Here is a 24,796-nt window from a genome sequence, read left to right on the forward strand (position 1 = left end):
GGCGTCCGGCGTCCGGCGTCCGGCGTCCGGCGTCCGGCGTCCGGCGTCCGGCGTCCGGCGTCCGGCGTCCGGGGAGGATCTCGTCAGGGGGTGGATCGGAGGAAGTCGATGAGCGCCGCGTTCACCTCTTCCGGGCGTTCCTGCTGGGTCCAGTGGCCGCAGCCGGGCAGTTCGAGGGGCTCGCTCCGCAGGCCGGGCATCAGGGCGGGCAGTATCCGGATGAGCTCGGGGGTGCCGGGGAAGGCGGGGACGATGTCCCGGTCGCCGTAGATGTACAGGGCGGGCGAGGTGACGACGGCGCCGTGCCAGGGAGCGGTCAGTTCCCAGTTGCGGTCGATGTTGCGGTACCAGTTGAGGGCGCCGGTGAAACCCTGGGAGAAGCTCTCGGTGAGTGCGTCGAGATGCTCCTCGGTGAACCAGTCCGGCAGCACCTCGGGATCCGGCATGGGCGCGAGCCAGCCGCGCTCGGGGTCGACCAGCGGCTGCCTGCCCTCGCCGGCGTCGGGGGCGTCACCGGAGGCCCAGTAGAAGAACTTTCGCAGGGCGGTGCGCGGATCCCGGGCGAACTCGGCGTCGGCGTCGGCGGATCGGTTGATGTGGTTCCAGTAGAAGCGGCCGCCGAACCTCTTGTCCATGGCCGCCAGCGGAGGTTCCGTTCCGCGGAAGGGGGGCGGCACGCTGAGGCCTGCCACGCCGAGCACCATGTCCGGTCGCAGCAGGGCGGTGTGCCAGGCCACCGGCGCTCCCCAGTCGTGCCCGACGACGTACGCCTTCTCCTCACCCAGCGCCCGGACGAGTCCGACGACGTCGCCGACCAGGTGGAGGATGGTGTACGCCTCGACGTCCTGGGGGTGGTCACTGCGTCCGTAGCCGCGCTGGTCGGGGGCGACCACCCGGAATCCGGCGTCGGCGAGCGGGCCCAGCTGCCGCTGCCAGGAGTGCCACGACTCCGGGAAGCCGTGCAGGAGCACCACCAGGGGGCCGTCGCCCTGTTCGGCGACGTGCAGCCGAACGCCGTTCACATCGAGCATCCGATGTCTGACCATGCGCCCGAGCGTACGCGCCGTGATCTTCGGACGGCGGCGTCGGTGCCGGGGGCGTGACGGATCTGCCCCGTTCGTCCCACAGCACCGGGCCTCGCGTGTCAGCCGGCGAACACCTTGCCCTCCCTCAGGCTTGCGGAGCGGTCAGTATCCGGCCGTCGGGCGCGATGGTGGTGGTCAGGCCGTGTCGGACACTTCCTGGGGGTTGTCGGCGTCGTCGGCAGTGCGCACTGGTCCGTCGGCCGTCGGGTGAGGCCGGGTGGGCCGGATGGCACCGCTGCTTCGAGGGCCTCGGCCGGGTCGCGTGCCGCGTGCCGAGGCCCAGGGCGGCGTGTGGGTGCGCAGGTGGCGGCGAACGCGGACACGCGTCCGGGCCATGAAGGGCACGGCCCGGGTGTGGGGCAGGCGTCGCATGGCGCCGGTGGCCCAGGACGGGGCGTGCCTGCGCAGGTGGCGGCGAACGCGGGCGCGGGCTCGGGCCAGGGACAGCAGAGCCGCGGCAGCGGCCGGGGTCGGGTCGGTCAGGTCGTCGGTCACAGCCACCTGGACGCCGCCGTGGTACGGCGCCGACAGGTTGTAGAGGAAGGTGCTCAGCGTCGCGAAGCAGGTACCCAGGAGGACTTCGAGGACGACGACCCCGCCCCCGACGGTCAGGGTGGTGGTCAGCGTGGGCAGATCCTCCGGGGCCATGGTGTTCAGCACGGTCCAGACGGCGAGTGTGCCGGCGACCGCGATGACCCCGAGCCCGGCGAGGAGCAGGAAGCTCGTCGCCATCACCGACCAGGGGTCGCCTTCGGATATGCGCAGCCGTGTCGTCCGCGGGCCGGCCGTGGGGCGCCTGCCGGGTGTGGGGGGTCTGCCGAGCGTGGCCGTGCTGCCGGGCGTGGACAGCGTGCCGGGCGGTATCGGGCGTCCCTCGTCGCCGGCTGCCCGGCCGGCAGTGACCGGGCCGGGCCGGTGGGTGGGCACCAGATCGGATGGCGTCGCGTCCGGAGGCACCGGGTCGGCGGACACCGGGTCGGCAGGCGACACATCGGACGGCATCGAATCGGAGGCCGCCGGGCCCGGAGCCACCGAGTCACGGGGCACCGGGTCGGCAGGGGACACATCGGACGGCATCGAGTCGGAGGCCGTCGGGTCCGAAGGCGCCGAGTCGCGGGGCACCGGGTCGGCAGGTACCCGTGCCGGGTGCGATCGGGCGTCGGTGGCGGCGTGTTGCCCCGCCCCCGGCGCCGACCGCTCGTCCGGGCGAGCCCCGGGTGCCGTACGTGCCGCGGGGTCGTCCGGGGGCACTATATGTGGGCGCTCGGCGGACCCGCCCTCCCGCTCGGCGGTTCCGTGGTCTTCAGAGAGGCGGGAACCGCCGCCCTGCTTCGGGGTCGACTGTCCGCGGGTGCTGCGGGGCCTGCGCTTGGCTCGGCTCATGCCTGTCTCCCTGACTGGCCCGGCCCCTCGCGGTGCCCTACGGGCCCGTCGACCGCCGGGCGGCCTCTGGGGCCTGCTGGTCCGTGCCTCCGACGGTATGGACCATTGCGCGGTCATGCACCCGCTGAGGGCGGCGCGGAGAGCGGAGAACCAGGTCCACGCGGCGGCGGGGCCCCGCGTCACCCCGGCCGGACCGGCCCCCGCAGCGGCGCCGGGGCGATTCTGGGGCGTGGGGCCGAATGGGCGTACGGTGCACCTGCCCGTGCGGATGCCCGCCACCCGGGAAAGGCACCGCGGGCGACGACTGGACGCCCGGTCCCGTATGGTCCGGCCCCGGCGGGGCGTGTCAGAGAACCCGCAGGACGCCTACGACCTTGCCGAGGATCTGTGCCTGGTCGCCGGGGATCGGAGCGTAGGCGGGGTTGCGCGGCATGAGCCACACCCGCCCCTCCTGCCGCCGCAGCACCTTGACCGTCGCCTCGTCCTCGAGGAGAGCGGCGACGATGTCACCGTGGTCCGCACTGTCCTGGCGCCGCACGGTGACGATGTCGCCATCGCAGATCGCCGCGTCGATCATGCTGTCGCCGGACACCGTCAGGGCGAAGAGGTCCCCCTCGCCGACCACTTGGCGGGGCATGCTGTAGACGTCCTCGACCATCTCCTCGGCGAGCAGGGGCGCACCGGCGGCGATCCGTCCGACCAGCGGCACGTCGACCGGCGCCTGGCTCCTGTCGCCCAGATCGGGCGCCCATGAGGGCCGCACCTGGTAGGCGCGGGGACGGTGCGGATCGCGGTAGAGGACGCCCTTGCGTTCGAGGGCCAGCAACTGGTGCGCGACCGAGGAAGTGCTGGCGAGCTGGACGGCCCTGCCGATCTCCCTCATGGACGGGGGGTACCCCTGGCGCTGGACGGTCTCGGTGATGAACCGCACGATCGCCCTTTGGCGGACGGTCAGTTCGCCCTTGGCGGCCCGGCTTCCCGGTGGCCGACCCCGGCGAGTGTGTGCGTTGTTCTCCATCCGGGACACCTCCGTGCAAGATCGCTCAGACCGCGACCCTATCCGGCGCACCCCGGCAAAGGGAACAGGCATTCGCTTATACACGCGTTCGAGGAGGGGCTCCGAATGAACGGCCGCCCTCGCCGGCCCTCTTCCCCGTGGCGGCGAAAGATGCCCGGCCCGCGGGGGCGGGCGGTCCGCGGAGGGCCGTTCCGGGAGCGGGAGCGGCTGCGGGATGATCGGCGCGGGGCACACCCCGGCGGGTGAGCGGGTGCCTGCGGACACGTCGAAGAATGTGCAGATCAGGGCGCGGTTCTCGGCCGGCCGGGGGTACTCGGGAGGCACCTGTGCTCCCGTTCTCGCCGCCTCGGTGGCCCGTCCAGGTGGCGGGACCCGTACCGGCCAGTTGGCGGGAGGGTTCCGGACTGCTGGCGGGTACCTGGGCGGGTCGCGTGCGCAGATCCTGGAGTGTGACGCGCAACGCGTCGACCGTTCGTGCTTCGCGGACCGGAGCCGGTGGCCACGACAGGCGGCCGGCTGCCGCCGGAAGGTCGTCTCCACGGCTTCCCGGCCGTAGAGGAGGGCAGGCGCATGACGATTCGACTGACACTTCTGTGCGCGCACCCCGAAGGAACATCCGCGGACACCGTCTTCGGTTGTCCTCCGCCAGGTGAGCGCGGCCTCCCCGGTGCCGGCGTCGTCCCGATCGTGCTGCCTCCCCCTTCGCTGACCGTCGGATCGCCTTCCCGCGCCTCCACACAGACCGCCGCGGCCCTGGCACTGCATGCCACGGTGGAGCCCGCGCTGCGTGACCTCGACTACGGCACCTGGCGCGGTCGCACGGTGGCCGACGTCGTCGCGACGGACCCGTTCGGATACAGCGCCTGGCTCAGAGACCCGGATGCCGCGCCCCACGGCGGCGAAACCGTACGTCAGCTCTGCCGGCGCGCCGCACACTGGCTCGACGGACTGCCCCCGGACACGGGCCGTACCCTGGCCATCACCGAGCCGGCCGTCGTCCGTGCTCTGCTCGTCCACGCCATGTCCGCACCGGCCCGCGCCTTCTGGAAGCTGCCGCTACGGTCGCCCCTGAGCACCGTGTGCCTCACGCGGAGCGGTGGCGCCTGGAGTGTGCACCCGGCCGAGGCGGCTTCGGACCGGGGCTCGGGACGGCACACGTCCGTGCTCATCCCCGCGCCCGCCGCATCCCGTCGCCTGGCCGCCGACGCCAAAGCCCGCCGCCGCGGAGAGAAGACGGTCTGACCCGGCCCGACGGGGCGAAGCCGACCCCACCCGGCACCGGACGGACCCGGTCCGCCGATTCCCGGTGAAACGCCCCTCGCAGCACGGGAAGGGCGCCGGGTTCCGTGACGGCGTGGAACGTCGAGTCATCAAGGACATCGGCGCCGCCACCGACCATCTCGGGTGGGCGGATGGCCTCGTTGACCGAGGACTCGTGGCACGTGCGGATCGGGAGGATGGCGAACCGGACCGGGTGCCGCGACTCGCGGCCCAGTCATGAGGGTGAGTGCTCCAGCCAGTCGCCGGGCACCCCCCGCCGCACCCCGGGGGACGCCCGAGCCGTTGTCCGTCATCCACGCGGTCGGCGGGCAAAGGGCGAACCGCCGTCACAAGAGGATGGGGATTGCGGCGGGGTGGAGTGCGGCCTGGAAGGCGATGGGTTCGACTGGCCCCAGTGGCCCGATCCGATCCCACGGCGCATCAGCGATCACCAACCGGACAGACACATCCGATCAACTCACCAACCGATCAAGGAGACGCGCTCCAGGCGGCCCCCCGCATCAACGTCCCGTCGTCCGCAGCCCGTTGACTCAGTTGGACAGCGCAGGCGGCTGCACGGTTCCAGGGGTGCCGCTGCCGAGCACCGCGTCGGCCTGCAGGCCGATGCCGTTCGGATCGGCAGGCGGATGCCCCTCGGCTGGACGGGCGGATGCCCCTCGGCTCTGCTTCAGACGCCCTTCGGCGCTGCGGCCGCCCGGCGCGTAACCGGCGGAAGGCTTCCGGGAGTCGAGATCGCCGCATTCCGGCAGCGGCTCCCCGACGAGCACGCGCATCCGCGTACCGTCGGACGTCTCGCCGGGCGCCCCAGCCACCGCCTCCGCACATCTCGCCGCCGTTCCCCGCACCCGGTAAGCGCGCGGAGAGAGCACCACCCGGGCCGGACTCGACGGCGCCCCGAGCGCGTCGCCGACGGCGGAGCCGCGGACGGTGACGACGACGTGCCGTACCCGGACGGAGGAGAGGCCGCAGGGGCGTTCACCGCGTCAGGGTACGTCGCTTGCCGTGCACTCGTCCGGCACCATGGGTGCCGGACGGGATCGCCTGACCGGATCAGTAGGCGGAGTTGACGTTGTCGATGGAACCGTAGCGGTGGGCGGCGTAGTTGGCGGCCGCGGTGATGTTCGCCACCGGGTCGGTGAGGCTGCCAGACGTGCCGTCGACGTGGTACGCGTTGAAGGTGGGCTGGATCACCTGCAGGAGCCCCTTGGACGGGGTGCCCTTCTGCGCGTTCACGTCCCAGTTGTTCTGGGCGTTGGGGTTGCCGCCGGACTCACGCATGATGTTGCGGTGCAGGCCCTCGTAGGAGCCCGGGATGCCCTTGGACTTCATGATGCTCAGGGACTGCTTGATCCAGCCGTCGAGGTTCCCCGCGTGACTGGTGGCGCTCTGGGAGCCGGCGCCGGTGCGGGAGGCAGCGGTGGCCACGTGGGCGGTGCTCGCCTGCGGGGCTTCGGCGGCCTGCGCGGCCGTCGGCATCAGGGTCAGAGCGGCGGCGGCCGCGCCGGTGGTGGCGATGCCGGTCAGGGTGATGTTGCGCAGGCGGGCGAAGCGACGGGTACCGGTGTTCATGGTCATCAGGGTCTCTCCTGTCAGGACGTCATAGAGGTCGCCGGCCGATGTCGGTCACGGCCTGTAGGCGTCGGGGCGAGGCCCCGTGCTGCGAGGCGGTGCGGGTCGGGCCTGACGATGTACGCCCGATCCGTCCGCGCCTCCCGGCAACGAGAAACATGGTTAACGGCGCTCGGAGAGGGTGGCAAGAATGTGACGTACTACCCGACTACGGAGGAATGCCCGAATTATTCATTTCCGGTGCCGTCTGCCCTGCTCGCGCGAAGACGCCTCTACGATCCTCGATAGGACGTGATCTGCGTCCTATGGGTCGCGTCACGCCCTCAGCCCCCTCCAGCCCCCGCGGGGACCGCCTCCGGACCGCAATCAGATCGCGTCCGGGCCCTCTCCAGACGCGGTCCGCGCCTCGTCCGGATCCCGTCCAGATACGGTCCAGATCTCGTCCAGACCGCCTCCGGATCGACGCTCCGGCCGGTCGAGGCCGCCGAGCCACGCGGCGAGGCCGCCGACCGGGGCGGCCTCGGAAAGAAGAAGGGGGAGCGCCTCACGCAGACGGCGATCCACCTGCGGAGAGGGTGAGGGGACCGGGGCGCCTGCGGGCGGTAGCGCCTCAGCCGCGCGGCGAGGCCGCCGACCGGGCGGCCTCGGAAAGAAGGGGGAGCGCCTCGCGAAGACGGCGATCGACCTGCGGAGAGAGCGAGGGGACCGGGGCGCCTGCGGGCGGTAGCGCCTCAGCCGCGCGGCGAGGCCGCCGACCGGGCGGCCTCGGAAAGAAGAGGGGGGAGCGCCTCGCGCAGACGGCGATCGACCTGCGGAGAGAGCGAGGAGACCGGGGCACCGGCGGGCGGTAGCGCCTCGGCCGCGCCAGGTGACGCACAGACTCTGTGCGCTGCGACCGAGCGGCCCCTCCTCGCCGCACAGGGTGGACTCCACCGACCCTACTAAGCGCTTGCTCATTACGCGACGCCCTCAGCGTTCCCAGTCGGGCGCGGCGCTGCCGCAGGTCACCGAACTCGACCTGGAGCCACTGCCGGTGCGCACGTTCCCGCTGGCGCCCGAGCCGATGTGCCCGCACTGCCGCCCGTTCACCGAGGAGAGCGCCCGGCACGCCGCCCGGGAAGCCGCCCGGGGGCCCGCCATCTCCTGGCCCAGACCGCATCCCGACGCCTACCGGCTGCGCTCCCCCGCCGACTACGCGCTGCCGGTGAAGGGCCTGGCCAATCCGGTGTGCGGAGTGCTCGGCGGCGGCACCTGGATCGACGTGACCTCGCCCACGACCGCGCCGGTCGCCGGCAGCGTCTTCATGCGCGGCTACGCCGGGCTCACCGACGTGACCTGGAGCGGGCAGGCCAACTCCTTCGCCCGCAGCCGCGACCTGGCGTTCCCTGGAGGGCCTGGAGCGTTACGCGGGCACCCGCCGCAGGCACCGCGCCCCGGTCGTGACCGCGTCCCTCGACGAACTGGGCGAGCGTGCCCTGGATCCGCGGGCCTGCGGGCTCTACGGGCCCCGCACGTACGCGCGGGACCCGATGGTCGAGCCCTTCGACCCTGCCCGCCCGCTGCCCTGGGTCACCGGCTGGTCCCTGCGCGACGACCGTCCGGTGCTGGTCCCGGCCCGGCTCGTGTACTACAGCGCGGGCACCCGCACGGACAACTTCGTCTTCGAGTGCTCCAACGGCTGTGCCACCGGCGGAACATGGGAGGAGGCGGTGTTCTTCGGGCTGCTCGAACTGGTCGAGCGGGACGCCTTCCTGCTCGGCTGGTACGGCGACCTGCCGCTCCCGGAGATCGACCTGGACTCGGTGGGCGGGCCCGGGGTGCGGGCCGTGGTGGCGCGGGCCGCGCTGCAGGGCTACGACGTCCACGCCTTCGACAACCGGGGGGACCTGCCGGTGCCCGTCGTCACCGGTCTCGCGGTCCGCCGCGACGACGGGCCCGGCACCCTGGCCTTCGCGGCCGGCGCGTCCTTCGTCCCGGAGACGGCCGTGGAGTCCGCGGTCTCCGAGATCCTCACCTACATCCCGCACCTGCCCGGTCAGGTCGCCAGCGGCCGGCCGAACTCGCGGCCATGGCCGAGGACTTCGACCTCGTCACCCGGCTCCCGGACCACAGCCGCGCTGTTCGGTCTGCCGGTCATGCGCCGGCATGTCCGGGGTTATCTCGCGCCGGCCCGGACCGCGTCGTACGACCGGAACACCCCGCCGGACGTGGTGCTCGCACAGCACACGGCGGCCTTCCCGGCGGGGATGGTGGCGCATGCCGACGGCCCCGTACTGGCCGGCAGCCGCACCCTCGAGGTCCTCTTCGAGGGCGAGGGCGGTCACGCCGCCACCCCGCATCGCCTCGCGGACAACTGACGGCAAAAACGCGGGCAACGATGTGCGGCTCCCTCGGAGCTTGCCGTGTCACCTGCGGATTTGCCGAGTCATGGCCAAGACTTTGTTGGCGCACCGAGCCGTCGGCCATAAGCTCGCCCGCGCTCCCCCCACGCGCACAGGCACAGCGCGCGGACGTGCCTTCGAAACGCCCTAAGGACCCCTCGTGAACAACCGGCGCAGACAGCAACTGCTGCAGGCCGTCACTCCCCTGCTCGCCGACGGCGAGCAGGTGGAAGCCGCCTCCCTCGCCAAGGTCGGCTCCGTCTCCGTCAAGCGCCGGGTGCTGACCACCGCACTGGTCGGCGCCCTCACCGCGGGCACGGTCATCGCCACCGTCCAGCCGCGTCCGATGTACTGGGTCCTCACCGACCAGCGGCTGATGTTCTTCGACGCCCGCACCACGACGGGCCGGCCCGGCGGACTGCTCATGTCCCTGCCGCTCGCACTGACGTCCGCCGCGCCGGTGAGGAAGGCGCTGCTCGGTCTGGGACTGCAGACCGTGCTCACCGTCCAGGGACAGGAACAGGGCCTGAAGCTCACCTTCCCGCCCGCCTACAAGGCCGCGGGCAGGGACCTCGCCGCCCGCATCGGCGCCGCGGCCTGACGCTCCGGCCCCGGGCCTTACCAGCGGTGCGCGACGCGGATCAGGAGCTGCACGACCAGGTCGCGCTCTTCCTCCAGGCGCTCACCGTCGAGGCCGGCGCCGCCGCCGACTCCGGCAGGCCGCTGGCCGGCCTGCCGATGGGCGACGGCCCGCACACCATGGACGCCCCCGGCACCCCGGTCCGGATCGGCTACGGCCGCTACCCGGGGCTGCGCGAGTTCCGCGTCACCGGCCTGATCCTCGACGAACCCACGTCACCTTGACGAGCCGAAGTCAGTCGATTGCCCGCAGAAAACACGAGCGTCCCCGTCCTCCCGGTCGCGGAGGCGGGGGCGCTGTGGTGTGCGAGGGCTGGCAGCTTCAGGTCTGGCACTGCGAGGTCGCCGCGCTGGACCAGTTCGACCAGGCGCCCCCCGCGGGCCTCACGTGGACGCGGATCGTGACTTTGACCGTGTCACAGACGCGGGACTTGGAGGCGATGGCGATCGGGCCGACCGTGGAACGCCGCTCCACGATGGTCCGGCCGCTGCCCATTTTCACCCAGTCGGCGCTGCCCGCCTGAAGGTACGCCTCGTACTCGACCCATGAGGCGTGGGAGCGGGAGTTGGTGATGAGGGCGTGGGCGGTGATGTCGTGCCAGAAGACCCCCCCGTCCTTCCAGCGTTCGGCGGAAATACAGCCCCGGGCGCCGATGTTCTGCGTCGAGACCCCGCCGCCGCAGGCGACGGCAGCGGCGTGGGCCTGGGCGGGGAAGGCGAGCGCGGTCACGGCGGCTGCCGCGACGAGGACTCCCGTACGTTTCGTGGTTCGGGCGGTTTTCGTCATGAAGGTACCGTATGCGCTCGTTCAGTCGCCCGCACCGGTATTCGGCACAGTCACGGTCTGGTCCTGGACATCCTCGACCGGGGTGGAATCTGTGATAGAGCCGCCGGATGAAGGACCCTTCACCGTGCGGTAGTGCTCACAGGCCGATGCCGTCGGTCGGAGCGTCCTTGAAGCGTTCGCCCTCGTCCACGCACTCCGAGAACACGGGGCTGTTCTCGGACCGCCCGCCCTGGCCGCGGAGTTATTCGCGGCGTTTCCCGTTGTTGCGGCCGTGGTGACCAGGCCGCGCCGGGCGGAGTGGCCGGTGATACGGCGGCCGGTCAGCCAGGCGTACCGGGCGCAGCGTGCCAGGACCCGCCGGACGCCGTCCGGGGGACAGGAAATCCCGGTGCCGCGACCATCCCATGCGTCCGCCGTCGTACACGCCCTGACGAGGCGTCGGAGGGGGCGGGCCGGGGCCGGCGGTGAGCGCGCCCGGGCTCGGGGCGGCGCGCCCGGCGTGGGGTCACCTGCCGTAGCGCCGTTCGCGGGCGGCGTACGAGCGCAGCGCGCGCAGGAGGTCTATCTGGCGGAACGCGGGCCACAGGACCTCGACGAAGTGCACCTCCGCATAAGCGGACTGCCAGAGCAGGAAGCCGGACAGCCGCTGCTCACCCGAGGTACGGATGATGAAGTCGGTGTCCCGGCCCGCCGAGGAGTACAGGTTGTCGGAGATGTGCTGGAGGTCGAACTCCTCGGCGAGTTCCCGCGGATCGCCTCCGGCGGAGATGTGCTTGTCGAAGGCGGTCCTGACCGCGTCGATGATCTCGCGCCGCCCGCCGTACCCGACCGCCACGTCGACCCGCAGGCCCGTCCGGCCGTTGGTGCGGGCGACCGCGTCCTTCAGAGCGCGTGCGGTCTCCCCGGGGAGCAGGTCCAGAGAGCCGATGACCTCGATCTGCCAGTCCTCGTCGGCCGCGCAGATGCTCGCCACTGTCTCCTCGATGATCTGCAGCAGGGGCCCGAGCTGGGCCGGAGGCCGGTGCAGGTTGTCGTCGGAGAGCATCCAGAGGGTGACGTGCTCGATGTCCGCGGCGTCGCACCAGCGCAGGAAGTCGCCGACCTTCGCTCCGCCGACGCGGTAGCCCTCCCGGGGATCGTCGTGCCCGGCGCCGCGGGCCCACCGGCGGTTGCCGTCGAGCATGATCGCGACGTGCTGTGGACGGGGCAGTCCTTCCAGCTTGCGCGTCAGGCGCCTGACGTACAGGGCTTCCAATGCGGAGCGAAGCGCCCTCAGTGCCACGTGCCATGTCCCTTCGTCCCCACACAACGGCTTGCGAGCGCTACCGTATCGCCCGCCGGGGAGCTTCAGCCATCGCCCGGGTCCGTCCCGTCCGGCCTCGGCGGAACCATCCTTTTTGCGGCGGCTCGTGGGCATGGACAGGGGGTGGGGTGCCCTGGGCGGGGCGGCCGGGACCAGGCACTGTCGGGTGACCTCGAGCGCATGCGCCCAGGGCTCCTTCATCAGCTGACGCCCCGTGTACCGGCCGTGGTTCCCTGGGCGGTCACGCCCCGTCAGCATCGCGCCGGCGGCTCCTGCCGTCATCGAAGCAGGCCGGCCAGCCCTCTCGCTTGATCTTCCGGAGGGCGAAAGCGGCTTCGTCCGGTGCGGTGACCGAGGACCTTTGCCGGGTTGCTCGTTGTGCCGGGTGTCGGTGACGACGTTCGGCAGGGGCCGGGTATGGCATTACCGGTGAGGGATCGCCCCGCAGGGGTGTTCCTCGTGGCCTTCAGGACGCGCCCGCAGACGTGACACGGCCGCGGGATGCGGCACTCGCGCTGCCGGCAGCGACGGCAGACCGGTTTCCCGTTCCGCCGCCCGTGAGACCACCAGACCCGGTCGAAGCCCCACGGCCCTTGGGAGCTCTGCCTCAGCCAACCTGCCCCGTCGGCCGCATCGTGATGTGGTTGATGTCCACGCTCGCGGGCTGGTTGACGGCGAACACAATCGTGTCCGCGATCTGCTCGGCGGTCATCGCGGCGGCTGCCTCGGGGGTGCCGCCGCGGGCGTGCCAGAACGGCGTGTCCACGATGCCGGGGGCGACAACGGTGACGCCGACTCCGTCCTGGCCGACCAGGAGGCGGGTGTTCTCGGCGAGGGCGTGGGCGGCCCACTTGGTGACGGAGTAGAGGTTGCCGGGGGTGTGGCGGACACCGGCGACCGAGCCGATGATCACGATTCGGCCCTTGGAGGTCCTCAGGTGGGGCAGGGTCTCCTTGATCAGCAGGGCGGGGCCCAGGACGTTGGTGAGGATCATGGCGCGCATGTCCTCAGGGGCCTGGGTCTCCAGGTTGCCGGGCAGGGAGAAACCGGCGTTGGCTATGACGTTGTTCAGCTGGCCCCAGGTGTCCAGCACGTGGCGGACGGCGGCGGCGACGTCATCCGCCTCGCCGGCATCGCCGGTGATCGTCAGCAGGCGCTCGCCCGCCCCGGCGGTGGCGGCGAAGGCGGCCAGCTTGCCCGCGTCGCGTCCGGTGACGGCCACGCGGTGGCCCTGCTTGAGCAGGGCGCGGGCGGTGGCGGCGCCGATTCCGGTCGAGCCACCGGTGATCAGAGTGACGGGCTCCATGGGACGGCCTCCTCGGCGACGGGGTCATCGGGGCGAAGCGCCTGCACTATATCCAGCGATCTTCGACGCCGGCTTTCTCTGAAGGCTCCGCTTCTGACAGGAGTTCGGCGGTGCCTGCCGATCAGTCGAGTCGTTGACAGGACAGTGGGACATAGGGGTGATCCGACTGGCGCTCAGTGAGAGCGACTTGAACCGCTCCTGCCAGTGAGCAACCGGCGTTACCCCGCGATGGTGCATGGGGGGGACGGTGGAGCGATCGCGGTCGGGTGATCAGTGGGGTGCTGTACCGGGGCCGTACGCGCCCGGGGCGTCGGCTGCTCAGGGGGCCCGCCCGTCCGGATCCGTCACCCAGCGGATCGTCCGGATCCGCTCTTCGAGGATGTCGAGCACGAGGGCGCCGAGAACGTCGCCGTTCCGGTCGCGGAACACCACGCCCGGACCTTCGTCCACCCGGTGCGGCTGCATGGTGACGCCCCTGCGGGCCAGCGCCGGGACGATCGCGGCCAGCACCCGGGCCACCTGCTCCGCTCCGGCGACGCACGTCGGCCACGGCGACGCCTCGCCACCACCGTCGCGCGTCTGATGAGCCTCAGGCGCCTCGTGCATCATCCCGGAGGCGATCGAGAACAGCAGGGGCCGCAGCTCCTCGAACCTTTCGATCCGGCTCACGCGGGTCTCTCCTCGGGTTCGAGCGGTCGTTCGCCGGGGTGGCGAGCGCCCGGGCGTAGCCGGTGCCGGCGGGGTGCCCGGTGTCGCCGAGGCCGGCGATTCGGCGGCCACGGTCGCGCTTGAGCGGGTCTGAAGCGGTTCTCCGGCCGGGAGCCGGACAGTGACCGGGACGTCCGTCGCCGTGACATCGAAGGAGGCCGCCATGTGGCACCTGCCGGGCCCCCGCGCCGTGGGCCGTGCGATCTACTGTGCCCTGTCGACGTTCGGCATGCTCCACACCGGCCCGCACCACGCGGCCCCGCCGCTGACCGGGCCGGCCCCCGGCCACCCGGAGCGGCTGTGCGCGGACGTCCCGTTGACGCCCCTGGAGCTGCGGCTGGTGCGGGAGTTGGGGGTGGGGTAGCGCGCCGCCGCGTACGAACGCGAAGAAGCGCCGCTGCCGGGGGCCCGGCAGCGGCGCTCTGGGAGGGCGGGGTGTCCGGGGTTCGCGGCCGGCCACGCTCAGCCCGCCGCGTTGCGTTCCGGGGGCAGGATCAAAGTGGGTTCGAGGAGGACCCGTTCGGCGGTTTCCTCGTGTCCGCGTGTCAGTGCGGGCCGTACGCCCCGCTGCTGACGCCAGCCGGCCTGGGCGACGACCACGGCCACGTAGGGGATCGTGACCCCGCCGACCAGGGCGCAGACCGCGAAGACCGGCCAGCGGTTCCAGGTGACCGCCATGAGTACCACGCAGACCGTGCGCACCAGCATGGCCGCGAGGTAGCGGCGCTGGCGACCGCGCACGTCCTGCGTCAGACCGGTGCGCGCCCCGGTGATCGACTCGGTCCGGGCTCCGCCCCGGTCTCGTGCGGTCCGGCCGCCCCCGTCCCGTGCGGTCGGGCGACCCCGACCTCGTGCGGTTCTACCGCCCCGACCTCGTACGGTCGGGCTGCCCCGGTCTCGTGCAGTTCGGCTCATTCGGGCCTCCGTCGACGTTCCGGCACGGTGCGCCGGCCGGCCGGGCATCGCGGCCCCCTGGGGAGCGGGGCGGGCGGTGCGCGTGGTGCGGACGTGCGGCCCGCTCCGCGAGCGCGCCGGGGAACGGGTGCGCCGGCGACGGCGGGCCGAGTGAGGCCCCTCCGCTGTGCACCTGGCGCGACGTCGGCGGAGCGGGTGATCGTCCCCTGATCACCCGCGCCACCCTCACCGAACCCGGCGTTCCGCTGCGTGGCGCCGGGTCAGTGCAGTTCGGGGTTCGGCTCCCGCCCCTCGACGGGGTGCTGCGCGCCGGGCTCCGGGTGCCCGTTGGCCGAGTGGTCGAAGTGGGTCAGGGCTTCCCGCATCTCCTGCGCTGTCGGCTTCGCGATCTGTCCGCCGTACAGCCAGCGGCTGAACCGGTGGCGCAGCATCTGCTTGCGCAGGTGCGGGTTGGGCACACCGTCCTGTTCCGGCGCGGGCGCCGGCAACGCCTCGTAGGCCTCCCGGGACAGCAGGGCGTACTCCTGACCGCGGTCCAGGCGCTCGTGCACCTCGACGAACTCGCCGTGCGGGAGCCTCTTGATCCGTCCGGTCTCGCGACCGTGCAGGAGCTTGTCCTTGTCCCGCCGCAGCAGCCCGAGGCAGATCCGCCTGGCGACCATGTACGTCAGCACCGGGACGACGAAGATTCCGATCCGTACCGACCAGGTGATCGCGTTCAGGGACAGATGGAAGCGCTCGGCCAGGATGTCGTTGGCGCCTCCGAAGAACAGCACCATGTACAGGACGATGAACGCGCTGCCGAAGGCGGTCCGGGTGGGATGGTCGCGCGGCCGGTCGAGGAGGTGGTGCTCGCGGGTGTCCCCGGTCACCCAGGCTTCCAGGAACGGCCACATGGCGAGTACGCCGGCCATCAGACCCGGCAGGACGACGGCCGGGAGGATGACGCCGAGGTTGACGGTGTAGCCGCCCCACAGAGTGAACTCCGAGGCGGGCATGGCTCGCAGGGACCCTTCGAGGAAGCCCATGTACCAGTCCGGCTGGGACCCTTGGGAGATCTGGTCGGGGCGGTAGGGGCCGTAGGTCCAGATCGGGTTGATCTGCGCGATGCCTGCCAGCATCGCGAGTACCCCGGTGACCAGGAAGAAGAAGCCGCCGGCCTTGGCCGTGTAATGCGGCATCAGGGGCTGGCCGATGACGTTCTTCTCGGTGCGGGCCGGACCCCGGAACTGGGTGTGCTTGTGGTAGAAGACCAGGATCAGATGGACCGTGACCAGGGCGACGACGATCCCCGGGATCAGCAGGATGTGAATGCTGTAGAAGCGTGGGATCACGTCCGTGCCGGGGAACTCACCGCCGAACAGGAACATCTGCAGATACGTTCCGACCAGTGGAATGGCGAGCGTGACGCCCTCGGCGATACGCAGGCCGGTGCCCGAGAGCAGGTCGTCGGGGAGGGAATAGCCGACGAAGCCCTCCAGGGTGACCAGGACGAGGAGCACGAAACCGATCAGCCAGTTGACCTCGCGCGGCTTGCGGAACGACCCGGTGAAGAAGTGCCGCATGGTGTGCAGGCACAGCGCACCGATCATGATCAGGGCCGACCAGTGGTGCAACTGGCGGATGAACAGACCTCCACGCACCTCGAAGCTGATGTCGAGGGTGGAGGAATACGCCTGTGACATCTGAACGCCCTGGAGGGGCACGTGCGACCCGTGGTACACGGTCTCGCTCATGCTGGGATCGAAGAACAGGGTGAGCCAGACGCCGGTGAGAAGCAGCATGATGAAGCTGTAGAGGGATATCTCGCCGAACATGAACGACCAGTGGTCGGGAAACACCTTGCGGATCAAGAACCGGAAGCTGTAGATCCCGAGCCGCCCGTCCGCCCAGTCGGCGACGCGCTCTCCCCTCGACGTCGCGGTGCGCTCGCTGTGCGGCACCCTCTCAGTCGTGCTCATACTCGCGCGTTCTCCCCTCGCATGCCCTGGAACGGCTGGCACGCTATCGACGCGCGCCACGGCCGTACAACCGCCTTCAAGCCAGCCACCGGGGTCAACTCGACCAGTTCTCGAGCGAGTTGCGAGTGGTCCGCGAGTACGTCGAATTCCCCGGTACCCAACAGGCTTGATCTTTTGGCCGGTTCATCGGACCCGTCCCACCCTGGATGATCCAACTCGCTTTTGTGCAAGTGCAGTTGATTCATCTCTGCCATACCCGAAAGCGTAATTGCCGCCTCTTCCGCGGGTGCGGGCGGGGACCGCTTTCCACGCGGTCCCGAGGTCACGCACACCGTGCCGCCGGCGATCACCGCCCGGTACCGCCTCGGTGCGCCGACGAACTCAAGGGCCGCTGCGGCCGGGTGGAGCCGACGCGCACCCCGAAGGCGGGCACGGGCGGGGCCGCGGGGGGCCGCCGCCGCGCGTCCGGGCCGTGGGTGGCGCTGGGGGGCACCGTGGACAGGGGCCCGCGCCGGCCGCGGAGCACGGCCCACAGGCGGCGGGGACGCAGCGCGCCGGTCCGCGGGACGCCGGTCCGGAGGCGTTCGAGGAGCAGCTCGGCCGCGCCCGGGTCGGTGGTCGCGGCGGCGGCGAGCCTGGCCGTGCACCACCGGCCGAAGCGGGCCCGCAGCCCGTTCCCCGGCTCCCGGCCGAGGCCGGCCGCGGCCGGGTTGCCCAGGCTCGCCCGCCAGGCGGGCGCCAGATGCCGGGCGAGGGCACGGCGCAGCCGGTAGCTGAGTCCGACGGCGGTGCCGTGGCAGGAAAGCATCTGGTCCAGGACGAGTGCGGACTGGACCGCGAAGGTCATGCCGTGGCCGTGCGCCGGGTCGAGGGCGACATGGGCGTCACCGACGACGAGGAACTGGTCGGGCCAGCGGCGCAGCTTCTCGTAGTGGCGCCAGCGGGTGTCGGCACGGTCGCAGGCGTACACCGGACCGAGGGGGGTGGCCGCCTCGATGACCTCATGCAGCAGCGGGTGGCGCAGAGCGCCCGCCGCGCGCAGCAGGCCCTGGTGATCGGTGGGCGGCGGGCCGCCGTCGGCCGCGCTGAGCGTCACCGACCACCGGCCGCCCTCGATGGGATGGAGCATGCCCTGCCGCGGCCGGTCGGGGGAACCCATCAGCAGCAGGCTGCTCCAGTCGGCGACATGGCCGACGGGTGGGGCGAACACGGTGGAGGCGTACGTGATCCCGGTGCGGGCCAGCGTCTCCACGGGCGTGGGGTAGCCGAGTTCGGCCAGCCAGCGTGGTGCGCACGAGCCGCGCCCGGTGGCGTCCACGACGAAGTCGGCGCGTATCAGACGCCGGAGGCCCCAGCCGCCGGGGATCCGCCGGTCCCGGCCGCGTGCCCAGACGCCGACGACGGTGTCCTGACGGCCGGGCTCCAGCGAGACGACCTCGTGCTCCGCGAGGAAGGCCACCTTCGGATCGGCGCGCAGCCTGTCCCGTACGACGGCGTCGATCAGGTCGCGGCCGGCGCTCAGCGCGGTCGGGCCGGACTCGGAGCGGGGCAGCCAGCCGGCCGGGCCCAGCAGCAGCGTGTCCCGGGACAGGTGGACGGGGACCGCTCCGGCGCGGGTGAGATCCGCGACGATACCCGGGAACAGCTGCTCCAGGCCCTGGTGCGCGGCGGGCATGAGCAGATGCGTGTGCCGGGCCTGGGGCACACCGCGGCGCCGGCCGGCGCCCCGGGGCAGCCGGTCGCGGTCGATCACGGTGACCCGCTCCATGAAGTTGGCGAGGGCCCGCGCGGCGGTGAGCCCGGCGAGGCCGGAGCCGATCACCACGGCGTGTCCGTGCCCGTCGTCCTCGTCGACGGCACATACCTCCGGGCTCATTCGCGGTCCCCCTCCTGTGCGTCGTGACTGCATCATGCGCGGCGGGGGCCCGGCAGGGGCAGGGCATTCCCGGCCGCGCGCGGGGCACCGGCACACCGCCGCGGCCCCGCCCGGGCCGGCCGCCGTCCGGCGCGTGCGGGGCCGAAGTGCCTGGTGGGACGGACTGTCGCCGGCGCCGGAGGACCCGAGCGGGCGGGTCGCCGGCACGGCAGCGTCCGGGGCAGGGACTCAAGCGACTGTCGAGGCGGCCCCGAAGGGGACTCCTGCGGACGTCGAGCGCACGAAGCGCCAGCGGGTGGCCGGAGGCGGGCGGGGCCGGTGCCGCCGGGAGCGGCGGGAGCGGCGGGGGTGCCCCGGCGAGGCGGGCAGGAGCAGCGGGGCCGGTGCGATCCGGTGACCGGGCAGCAGGAGCGGCAGGGCCCGTGCAGTCCAGTGGCCCGGCAGCACGAACGGCAGGGCCCGGTGCTATCCGGTGGCCCGGCAGCAGGAGCGGCAGGGCCGGTGGCCGGGCTCGGGTGGTCCGCCGTACCCTCGGTGACCGGGCGCAGAGTCCGGCTCACGCGTTGCGGTACGCGACCCGCCTGGCCATGTCCGTCAGCTCACCGCGCCACACCTGGTCGACGGGCGCGTCGGCGATGGCCTTGCAGCCCCGCTCGACGAGGGCGTCGATGTGCTTCTCGACATCGGCGGGAACGCCGGTGTCCACCAGGCGCCGGCGCACCTCGTCGGCCGTGTGCCCCGGCTCCGTGATCAGGGCGTGGATGCGCTCGTCGCGCTGCATCGCCCAGCCCAGCAGCAGTGTCATCTTGTGCTGGGTGAAGTCCAGGCCGGTGGGCTTTCCGGTGTCCGCGGAGTCGCCGAAGGCGTCCAGCAGGTCGTCACGGAGCTGGAACGCCTCCCCCACCGCCTCCCCGTACTCCTCGAAGGCGGGAGCGAGGTCACTGCGGCCCGCCGCGGTCGCGCCCACGACAAGAGGCCGGTGGATGGTGTACCGCCCGGACTTGATCTTCGCGATCAGGCGTGAGAGCCGGGGGTCGACCGAGAACGCGGCGGCCGCGTGGACGTCCATGTACTGGCCGATCATCACCTCTGATCGCAGCTTGTTCCATTCCGGCAGGGCCGGCTTCGGCGCCTGTGACATCAACTCCCCGGAGTACACGAGCGCGAGGTCGCCGACGAGGATCGCCACGCCCTCTCCGTACCGGCGTGCCTCGCCCTGCCATCCGCTGCTGTCGTGCAGCGCGGTGTGCCTCGTGTGGACGGTCGGCAGTCCGCGCCGGTGGCTGGAATCGTCCAGGACGTCGTCGTGGACGAGGGCGGACAGGTGCAGCATCTCCAGGGCCGCGCCGACCGCCACGATCCCGGGTGCCTCGGGGTCACCGCCGGCGGCGAGATAGCCGGTGATGCAGAAGGCGGGCCGGATGCGCTTGCCGCCCGACTCGATCAGCTCGGCCAGCGCGTCGATGGGGACGACCGCCCGCTCGTCGACCCCGGCCCACGCGTCACGTTCGGCCGCAAGGAGCGAGCGCAGCCGGTCCTCGACGCGCCGGAGCAGTTCGGCGCCGGTGCGGCGGGCGAGGCCGGCGGGCTCCTGGCCGGTGCCGGTGGTCACGTCCGAAGTCACGCGTGTCTCCTAGGGTTTAAATGCAGGGGTACTTGAGCGGGTGCGCCCCAATGTCCTCCGACCAGGCCGTCATTGCCCGGCCGAGCGCGTGCCCGACCTTCGGTGATACGGCCCGCACGGGGCGGAACTGGAGTTCCCCTTTAGGGGCGATGGACCGCGAACGGTGAACGTTGACACCTTGAACAGTCCCGTGGAAGCCTCGCTGTGCACCCATGGTTACGTCGGGACAGCGTCGGGGGGTAAGGAACGCACAAGACGCGCTGTATCCACCGAACGTAAAGGCCCGCTGGTTGCCGGGCCGGATCAGAATTCCGTGCCGAGATTCCCCGGCCCGGGCCGGCCGGTCATGGTCGTGGCATCTTCCGATGATGACGACGTGGGACCGACGCACCAGCTCTCCCTCTCTCGAGGGGCCATCGATCCGACTATGACCGCCAATTGGGCGTGGGCATTTCATCTGCCCTGTGACGACGGCCGGCCGAGCCACCTCATGAAGGAGATCGAATGGATTTTCACGCCTGCCCCGAAACCCGCACGAAGGTCCCCGGCGAGGTGGCCGAGTCCACCCTCGGCGCCGCACGCATCCGGCAGCTGGAAGGCAATCTGCGCGCGCTTCCCGGCCTCTACCAGGAGAGTCTGCACCACATAGCGCCGATCTCGCGGCGCATGCACCAGACGCGTGTGTCCGGGAGCCGGAGCAGGGATCACCTGAACCTGTCGGCGCTCGACGCCCGGCACAACATCCTCGCCATTCTGGAGTCGTGGTCGGAGTTCGTCGCCGACGAAGTCGGGGATGCCGTCCCCGACCGCTCGGTTCCGCAGCTGGCGAATTTCCTCCTGCGTCACCTGGAGTGGCTCACCGCGCAGCCTCCGGCGATCGATTTCGCCGACGAGGTGGACGATCTCCGCGTGGAGCTGCTGCGCACCATCGACCCAGACTCCAGTGATGTTCGTAAGCTCACCTGGGAGTGTGTCGTGGACAGCTGCACGGGGACGATCAACACCTCGCCGCAGCACCTCGGAACCACGGACAGGAAAAGCATCCGATGCTCGTCGGGACACACCTGGGAAATGCACGAATGGATCACTCTGCGACCGCTCATGGAGCGGCAACGGAAGGCCGTCACCGCATGATCAAACCGCCTCGCCACCGCCTTGTGCCCACCAATGTGGCCGCCCTGGCCGCAGGTGTGTCCGAGGCGACGATCCGCAAGTGGGTGAGCCGCGGGAAGATCACCCGATACGGCACACCGGGCCGTTCCGAGTTCGACATAGAGGAACTCACGCAGATCGCCTTGCGGCGACGGGGCTAGAGAAGCCGACCCTTGCGGTCGCCACCGAATTCGCGCAGGTCGGCGGGGTATCTGCGGGAGTCAGGGCGGCCTTGGAGAGCGTCGGGAGCCGGTTGCGGCTCCCGACGCTCGACGGTTGTCGCCTGCCCGTGGGCGGGCGCAGCCCTTCTCCGCCATGAGCTTTGCCGTCCGCCACGACTCACCCGTCCTCGGCGACCACGGCCACCACCGAACCGAACGGATCGGACCGGCCCTCGGTGACCACCGGTTCAGCCGAACCGACGGGACCCGACCGGCCCTCGGTCACCACCGGACCGACAGGATCGGACCCGCCCTCGGTGACCACCGGTACCTCCGACCCGCTCGGACGAGAGCCGCCTCCGAGGGACACCGGCACCACCGCAGCGGCCTCTGCCTCTGCCTCTGCCTCTGCCTCTGCCTCTGCCTCTGCCTCTGCCTCTGCCTCTGCCTCTGCCTCTGCCTCTGCCTCAACGGTGCCGCAGGCGAGGGCCGCACGGGCGATGGCGTCGGAGTCGGTGAGGGTCACCGAGTTGACGCCGGGGCGGATGCCCGCCGCCGTGACCCAGTGCACCGACTCCGTCGGCACGCCGAAGGCGAAACGGCGCGGGTGTGCCTGGCCCGCCGCGTCGACCAGGTGGAACGGCCGCCCGGTGACGGCCAGTCCGTCGCTCTCGTAGCTGCCGCCGGCACGCGTGCGGATGCGGTAGGGGGCGCACTGCCCGGTGGCCAGCAGCCGCTTCAGCAGCGGGTCCTCCGTGCGGGTGAGCGTGATGTCGGGCAGGCGTGCCTCCACGAGTGCCTCCACGCGGACCTCGGAGCCGGGCACGAGGGGGGAGCCGACCGTGTATCCGGTGTCGTCCGCGGTCACCCGCAGATCCGGTCCGACCACGCTCAGCACGCCGGCCTCGATCAGGGCGATCATCTCCTCGACGCGTCGCGCGGGCGGTCCGATCGACAGGAACGCGTTGAGCGGGGTGTACCAGTTGTCGAGGTCGGTGCGGTACGAGTCGCCGTGCAGGCCACCGTGGTCGACCGCGAGGCGGATCTCGTTGCGCAGGTCCCGCAGGACGTCCAGTGCGGCTTTGACCGGGCCGCTGACGTTGCCGGACCTGGCTTCGGAGACGTCCCTGCGCAGGTAGCCGAGGAGCCAGTCGGTGAAGTCCCACGGGCCGGCGAACTCCCGGTCCCGGTACGGGCGGGCGATGATTTCCCAGTCCCAGCGGTACTTCTCGCCGATGCCGTACGCCGAGAGGACGGCGTCCTGCTCCCGCCGCCCCGGGCCGGCCGCCAGGAAGTCCTCCTGGAGCCGCCGTGCCTGGGCGACGTGCCCGCGCGACGTGAACAGGGTGCGGTAGTAGACGGCCTCGACCTCCATGGAGATCAGCGGCCACAGGTCCTTCCTGAAGTCGAGCCCGGAGTGCTCGTGGGTGCTGCGCAGCCGGGCGATGCGGTCGGCGGTGAGCACGACCGGCTCGTGGCGTCCGTGCGGGCCCTTCTCGTTCTCGCCCCGGGCCTGGTACGGGATGCCGCGCCGGGATCCGGCGTGGATCCGTGGCTCCCGCCCGCTGGGCCGGTAGACGAGTTGTCCGGCGGACCGCGAGAAGGAGCCGCCGCGGCCGACGGTGAGTTCGGCCATGTAGTCGAAGAAGTTCAGTCCGAGCCCGCGCAGCAGCACCCTGGTGCCCGGCGACAGCACGTCCAGGTCGACGTCCGCCGGATTGGCCGGCGCGATGTAGGCGAGGCCGGCCTTCCGGGCCCGGGAGGCGAACTCCCGCTCGCGGACGTCCGCGCGGGCCGGCAGGTGTCCCTGGCACAGGATCACGGCGTCCAGTCCCGCGAGCACGGTTCCGTCCTGGAGCACCACTCGCTGCAGGGTCTTGTCCTCGGCGTCCGGATCGTCGTCCAGGGACACGGCGAGGGAGGCGTGCGTGGTGACCGTCAGCCCCGGTGGCGCGCCCTCGACGGTCCGCCGGAACGCCCACTGCAGGTACCAGCCGTAGAAGGCGCGGGTCGGGTAGGTGTCGGGGCCCAGGGTGCGGGCTTCGTCCAGGACGTGGGGCGGGTGGACGGCGCCGAACTCGCCCGCGACGAGCGCCTCGGCCCACCGGTGCAGGCTCGGTCCGGGTTCCAGTGGGCCCCGCAGGTCCACGGAGGCGTCGGTGAACACCGATATCTGTCCGGCCACGGTGTTCATGAGCAGGTGACGGGACTGGTCGGTGCGCCACACCTTGCCGGAGCCGGGCGGGTAGGGGTCGACCACATGGACGCGGACAGTGCTGCCCTCGGGCTGAGAGCGGGCGTTGGCGCAGAGCCGTTCGATCACCGAGAGCCCGCGCGGGCCGCTGCCTATGACACCCACAGTGCATTGTCTCGTTGTCATGGTTCCCTGTTCTCTGCCGAGGTCGAGAAGCACAGCAAGGGCCGCGCTCGCCGCGCCGGGCGGCTCACAAGGGGTCGAGCGGGCGACGCTTCACCACTCGACCAGCGCGAATCCCGCCGCCATGCCCCCGCCGAAGCCCGCCAGGAGGATCAGGTCGCCCGGTCGGAAGGCACCGGTACGGGCGGCTTCGGCCATGGTGATCGGGATGGAGGCGGCTCCCGTGTTGCCGTAGTGCGTCAGCGAGAGGTGCATGGTGGCCCGGGACAGGGACAGTTCCGCGAACACGGTGTCGAGCATGATCCCGTTGGCCTGGTGGGGCACGAAGTGGCTGATGTCGTCGGGGTCCACGCCGCTCTCGTGGAGGAACTGCTTGGTCAGCACGGGCAGCCGGTCCTCGACGAAGGCGCGCACCGCCCGGCCGTCCATCGTGAAGTACTGCAGGCCGGCGTCCAGGGCGGCCTGGTCGATGGGCAGTCTGCTGCCGCCGGCGGGCACCTGGATCAGGCCCGACAACTCGCCGAAGGTGTGTGCGGTGATGTCGCGGATGCGCGCTCCCCGGCCGAGGCCGAGGACCATCGCACCGGCGCCGTCGCCGAACAGGACGACCGTCCTGCGGTCGGCCGGGTTCAGGATGCGCGAGTACACGTCGGCCCCGATGACCAGGGCGTGGCCGCCCCGCCTGGTGAGGATCCCCTCGGCCGCGGCGATGGCGAACACCTCGCCGGAGCATACGGCGTTGACGTCGAACGCGGCCGCGTCGACGGCCCCGAGCAGGTGCTGCACATAGGCGGCGGTGGGCGGCTGGGGCCGGTCGGGTGTGGAGGTCGCGACGACGATGACGGACAGTTGGTCGGCGCCGATGCCGGCCGATCGCAGGGCGGCCCGTCCCGCGGCCGCAGCCAGGTCCGACGTGGCCTGCCCGGGATCGGCCCACCGGCGTTCCCGGATCGCGGTCTTGCGGATGACCCAGGCGTCATCGACCCCGGCAGCCGCTGCGACTTCGTCATTGGAGACAATCCGGTCCGGCACATAGGCCCCCGTGCCGAGGACCCCGACTTCGGTCATGCGCCTGTCTTCCCCTCAGATGGTCGTGAAATGGCTGTGCCGACGGCCGCGAAGGCGCGGCCGTCGCCGGCAGGAGACCGGAGCCGCGCGCAAGGGTCCCGGGCAGGTCCTGGTGGGACCGGCGGTGAGCGCCCTGGCGCGACGAACGGCACCCCGGCCCTGGGCCGGTGCGGTGCGGTGGGGCACCGGCCACGTGGGCGGG

General features: G+C 71.9%; 20 protein-coding genes and 2 pseudogenes. 7 read left to right on the plus strand and 15 right to left on the minus strand.

What is annotated here, in order from left to right; all coding sequences use genetic code 11:
* Positions 1 to 83 precede the first annotated feature (83 nt).
* From ABVB68_RS12380 to lexA, 3 genes are all read right to left on the minus strand, one after another.
* Positions 84 to 1,046 (minus strand): alpha/beta fold hydrolase, encoded by a 963-nt coding sequence (locus ABVB68_RS12380; protein WP_353600992.1) that lies wholly within the window; start codon positions 1,044 to 1,046, stop codon positions 84 to 86.
* 174 nt (positions 1,047 to 1,220) lie between these two features.
* Positions 1,221 to 2,585, minus strand: a complete 1,365-nt coding sequence (locus tag ABVB68_RS12385) for a DUF3566 domain-containing protein (RefSeq protein ID WP_353600993.1) — start codon at positions 2,583 to 2,585, stop codon at positions 1,221 to 1,223.
* Between the two features lie 229 nt (positions 2,586 to 2,814).
* The gene (gene lexA / locus ABVB68_RS12390; protein ID WP_353600994.1) at positions 2,815 to 3,486 is read right to left on the minus strand and encodes a transcriptional repressor LexA; all 672 of its coding nucleotides are present in this window, start codon (positions 3,484 to 3,486) and stop codon (positions 2,815 to 2,817) included.
* 570 nt (positions 3,487 to 4,056) lie between these two features.
* On the opposite strand from lexA, the gene ABVB68_RS12395 reads away from it, so the two are divergent.
* Positions 4,057 to 4,728 carry a histidine phosphatase family protein gene (locus ABVB68_RS12395; protein WP_353600995.1) on the plus strand — a complete coding sequence of 224 codons (672 nt, stop codon included), beginning with the start codon at positions 4,057 to 4,059 and terminating at the stop codon, positions 4,726 to 4,728.
* A gap of 569 nt (positions 4,729 to 5,297) precedes the next feature.
* On the opposite strand, the gene ABVB68_RS12400 is transcribed toward ABVB68_RS12395, so the two are convergent.
* Complete coding sequence (locus ABVB68_RS12400; protein ID WP_353600996.1) at positions 5,298 to 5,540, minus strand: hypothetical protein; 243 nt, start codon at positions 5,538 to 5,540, stop codon at positions 5,298 to 5,300.
* A gap of 277 nt (positions 5,541 to 5,817) precedes the next feature.
* Positions 5,818 to 6,342, minus strand: coding sequence for a transglycosylase SLT domain-containing protein (locus ABVB68_RS12405; protein ID WP_353600997.1), 525 nt, complete (start codon positions 6,340 to 6,342; stop codon positions 5,818 to 5,820).
* A gap of 961 nt (positions 6,343 to 7,303) precedes the next feature.
* On the opposite strand from ABVB68_RS12405, the pseudogene ABVB68_RS12410 reads away from it, so the two are divergent.
* The 3 genes and pseudogenes from ABVB68_RS12410 to ABVB68_RS12420 all read left to right on the plus strand — a co-directional run.
* Positions 7,304 to 8,504 (plus strand): annotated as a pseudogene (locus tag ABVB68_RS12410) (YcaO-like family protein); the annotation flags it as partial.
* Positions 8,505 to 8,877: 373 nt separating this feature from the next.
* Positions 8,878 to 9,318 (plus strand): hypothetical protein, encoded by a 441-nt coding sequence (locus ABVB68_RS12415; protein WP_353600998.1) that lies wholly within the window; start codon positions 8,878 to 8,880, stop codon positions 9,316 to 9,318.
* Between the two features lie 26 nt (positions 9,319 to 9,344).
* Positions 9,345 to 9,581 carry a hypothetical protein gene (locus tag ABVB68_RS12420; protein WP_353600999.1) on the plus strand — a complete coding sequence of 79 codons (237 nt, stop codon included), beginning with the start codon at positions 9,345 to 9,347 and terminating at the stop codon, positions 9,579 to 9,581.
* A gap of 97 nt (positions 9,582 to 9,678) precedes the next feature.
* Here the strand turns inward: ABVB68_RS12420 and ABVB68_RS12425 are convergent, their stop codons facing one another.
* From ABVB68_RS12425 to ABVB68_RS12440, 4 genes are all read right to left on the minus strand, one after another.
* Positions 9,679 to 10,143 (minus strand): hypothetical protein, encoded by a 465-nt coding sequence (locus tag ABVB68_RS12425; protein WP_353601000.1) that lies wholly within the window; start codon positions 10,141 to 10,143, stop codon positions 9,679 to 9,681.
* 505 nt (positions 10,144 to 10,648) lie between these two features.
* Entirely contained in the window at positions 10,649 to 11,419 is a 771-nt protein-coding gene (locus ABVB68_RS12430; protein ID WP_353601060.1) for an isoprenyl transferase, read from the minus strand.
* 634 nt (positions 11,420 to 12,053) lie between these two features.
* Entirely contained in the window at positions 12,054 to 12,752 is a 699-nt protein-coding gene (locus ABVB68_RS12435; protein ID WP_353601001.1) for an SDR family oxidoreductase, read from the minus strand.
* A gap of 318 nt (positions 12,753 to 13,070) precedes the next feature.
* Positions 13,071 to 13,421 (minus strand): sigma-70 family RNA polymerase sigma factor family protein, encoded by a 351-nt coding sequence (locus ABVB68_RS12440; protein ID WP_353601002.1) that lies wholly within the window; start codon positions 13,419 to 13,421, stop codon positions 13,071 to 13,073.
* 202 nt (positions 13,422 to 13,623) lie between these two features.
* Here ABVB68_RS12440 and ABVB68_RS12445 point away from each other — a divergent pair, with 202 nt between their 5' ends.
* Positions 13,624 to 13,824, plus strand: coding sequence for a DUF6059 family protein (locus ABVB68_RS12445; protein WP_353601003.1), 201 nt, complete (start codon positions 13,624 to 13,626; stop codon positions 13,822 to 13,824).
* 98 nt (positions 13,825 to 13,922) lie between these two features.
* Here ABVB68_RS12445 and ABVB68_RS12450 read toward each other — a convergent pair whose 3' ends face one another.
* The 4 genes and pseudogenes from ABVB68_RS12450 to ABVB68_RS12465 all read right to left on the minus strand — a co-directional run bounded on the left by ABVB68_RS12450 (position 13,923) and on the right by ABVB68_RS12465 (position 19,836).
* Positions 13,923 to 14,234, minus strand: a complete 312-nt coding sequence (locus ABVB68_RS12450) for a DUF3099 domain-containing protein (RefSeq protein ID WP_353601061.1) — start codon at positions 14,232 to 14,234, stop codon at positions 13,923 to 13,925.
* A gap of 476 nt (positions 14,235 to 14,710) precedes the next feature.
* A pseudogene (gene qcrB, locus ABVB68_RS12455) lies at positions 14,711 to 16,336 on the minus strand (cytochrome bc1 complex cytochrome b subunit); the annotation flags it as partial.
* A gap of 346 nt (positions 16,337 to 16,682) precedes the next feature.
* Positions 16,683 to 18,212, minus strand: a complete 1,530-nt coding sequence (locus ABVB68_RS12460) for an FAD-dependent oxidoreductase (RefSeq protein ID WP_353601005.1) — start codon at positions 18,210 to 18,212, stop codon at positions 16,683 to 16,685.
* Between the two features lie 556 nt (positions 18,213 to 18,768).
* Positions 18,769 to 19,836, minus strand: a complete 1,068-nt coding sequence (locus ABVB68_RS12465) for a polyprenyl synthetase family protein (RefSeq protein WP_353601006.1) — start codon at positions 19,834 to 19,836, stop codon at positions 18,769 to 18,771.
* Positions 19,837 to 20,340: 504 nt separating this feature from the next.
* Between ABVB68_RS12465 and ABVB68_RS12470 the strand changes: the two genes are divergently transcribed.
* Positions 20,341 to 20,970 carry a hypothetical protein gene (locus ABVB68_RS12470; protein WP_353601007.1) on the plus strand — a complete coding sequence of 210 codons (630 nt, stop codon included), beginning with the start codon at positions 20,341 to 20,343 and terminating at the stop codon, positions 20,968 to 20,970.
* A complete protein-coding gene (locus tag ABVB68_RS12475; RefSeq protein ID WP_353601008.1) occupies positions 20,967 to 21,149 on the plus strand; it encodes a hypothetical protein in 183 nt (60 codons plus the stop codon). The genes ABVB68_RS12470 and ABVB68_RS12475 overlap by 4 nt, the downstream gene beginning before the upstream one ends.
* Positions 21,150 to 21,327: 178 nt before the next feature.
* Here the strand turns inward: ABVB68_RS12475 and ABVB68_RS12480 are convergent, their stop codons facing one another.
* Together ABVB68_RS12480 and ABVB68_RS12485 are read right to left on the minus strand one after the other, a co-directional pair.
* Positions 21,328 to 23,529, minus strand: a complete 2,202-nt coding sequence (locus ABVB68_RS12480) for an FAD/NAD(P)-binding protein (RefSeq protein ID WP_353601009.1) — start codon at positions 23,527 to 23,529, stop codon at positions 21,328 to 21,330.
* A 90-nt stretch (positions 23,530 to 23,619) separates the two neighbouring features.
* Positions 23,620 to 24,594 carry a 3-oxoacyl-ACP synthase III family protein gene (locus ABVB68_RS12485; protein ID WP_353601010.1) on the minus strand — a complete coding sequence of 325 codons (975 nt, stop codon included), beginning with the start codon at positions 24,592 to 24,594 and terminating at the stop codon, positions 23,620 to 23,622.
* Positions 24,595 to 24,796 lie beyond the last annotated feature (202 nt).

It is taken from the genome of Streptomyces sp. NPDC096012, assembly GCF_040426375.1.
Taxonomy (GTDB): Bacteria; Actinomycetota; Actinomycetes; order Streptomycetales; family Streptomycetaceae; genus Streptomyces.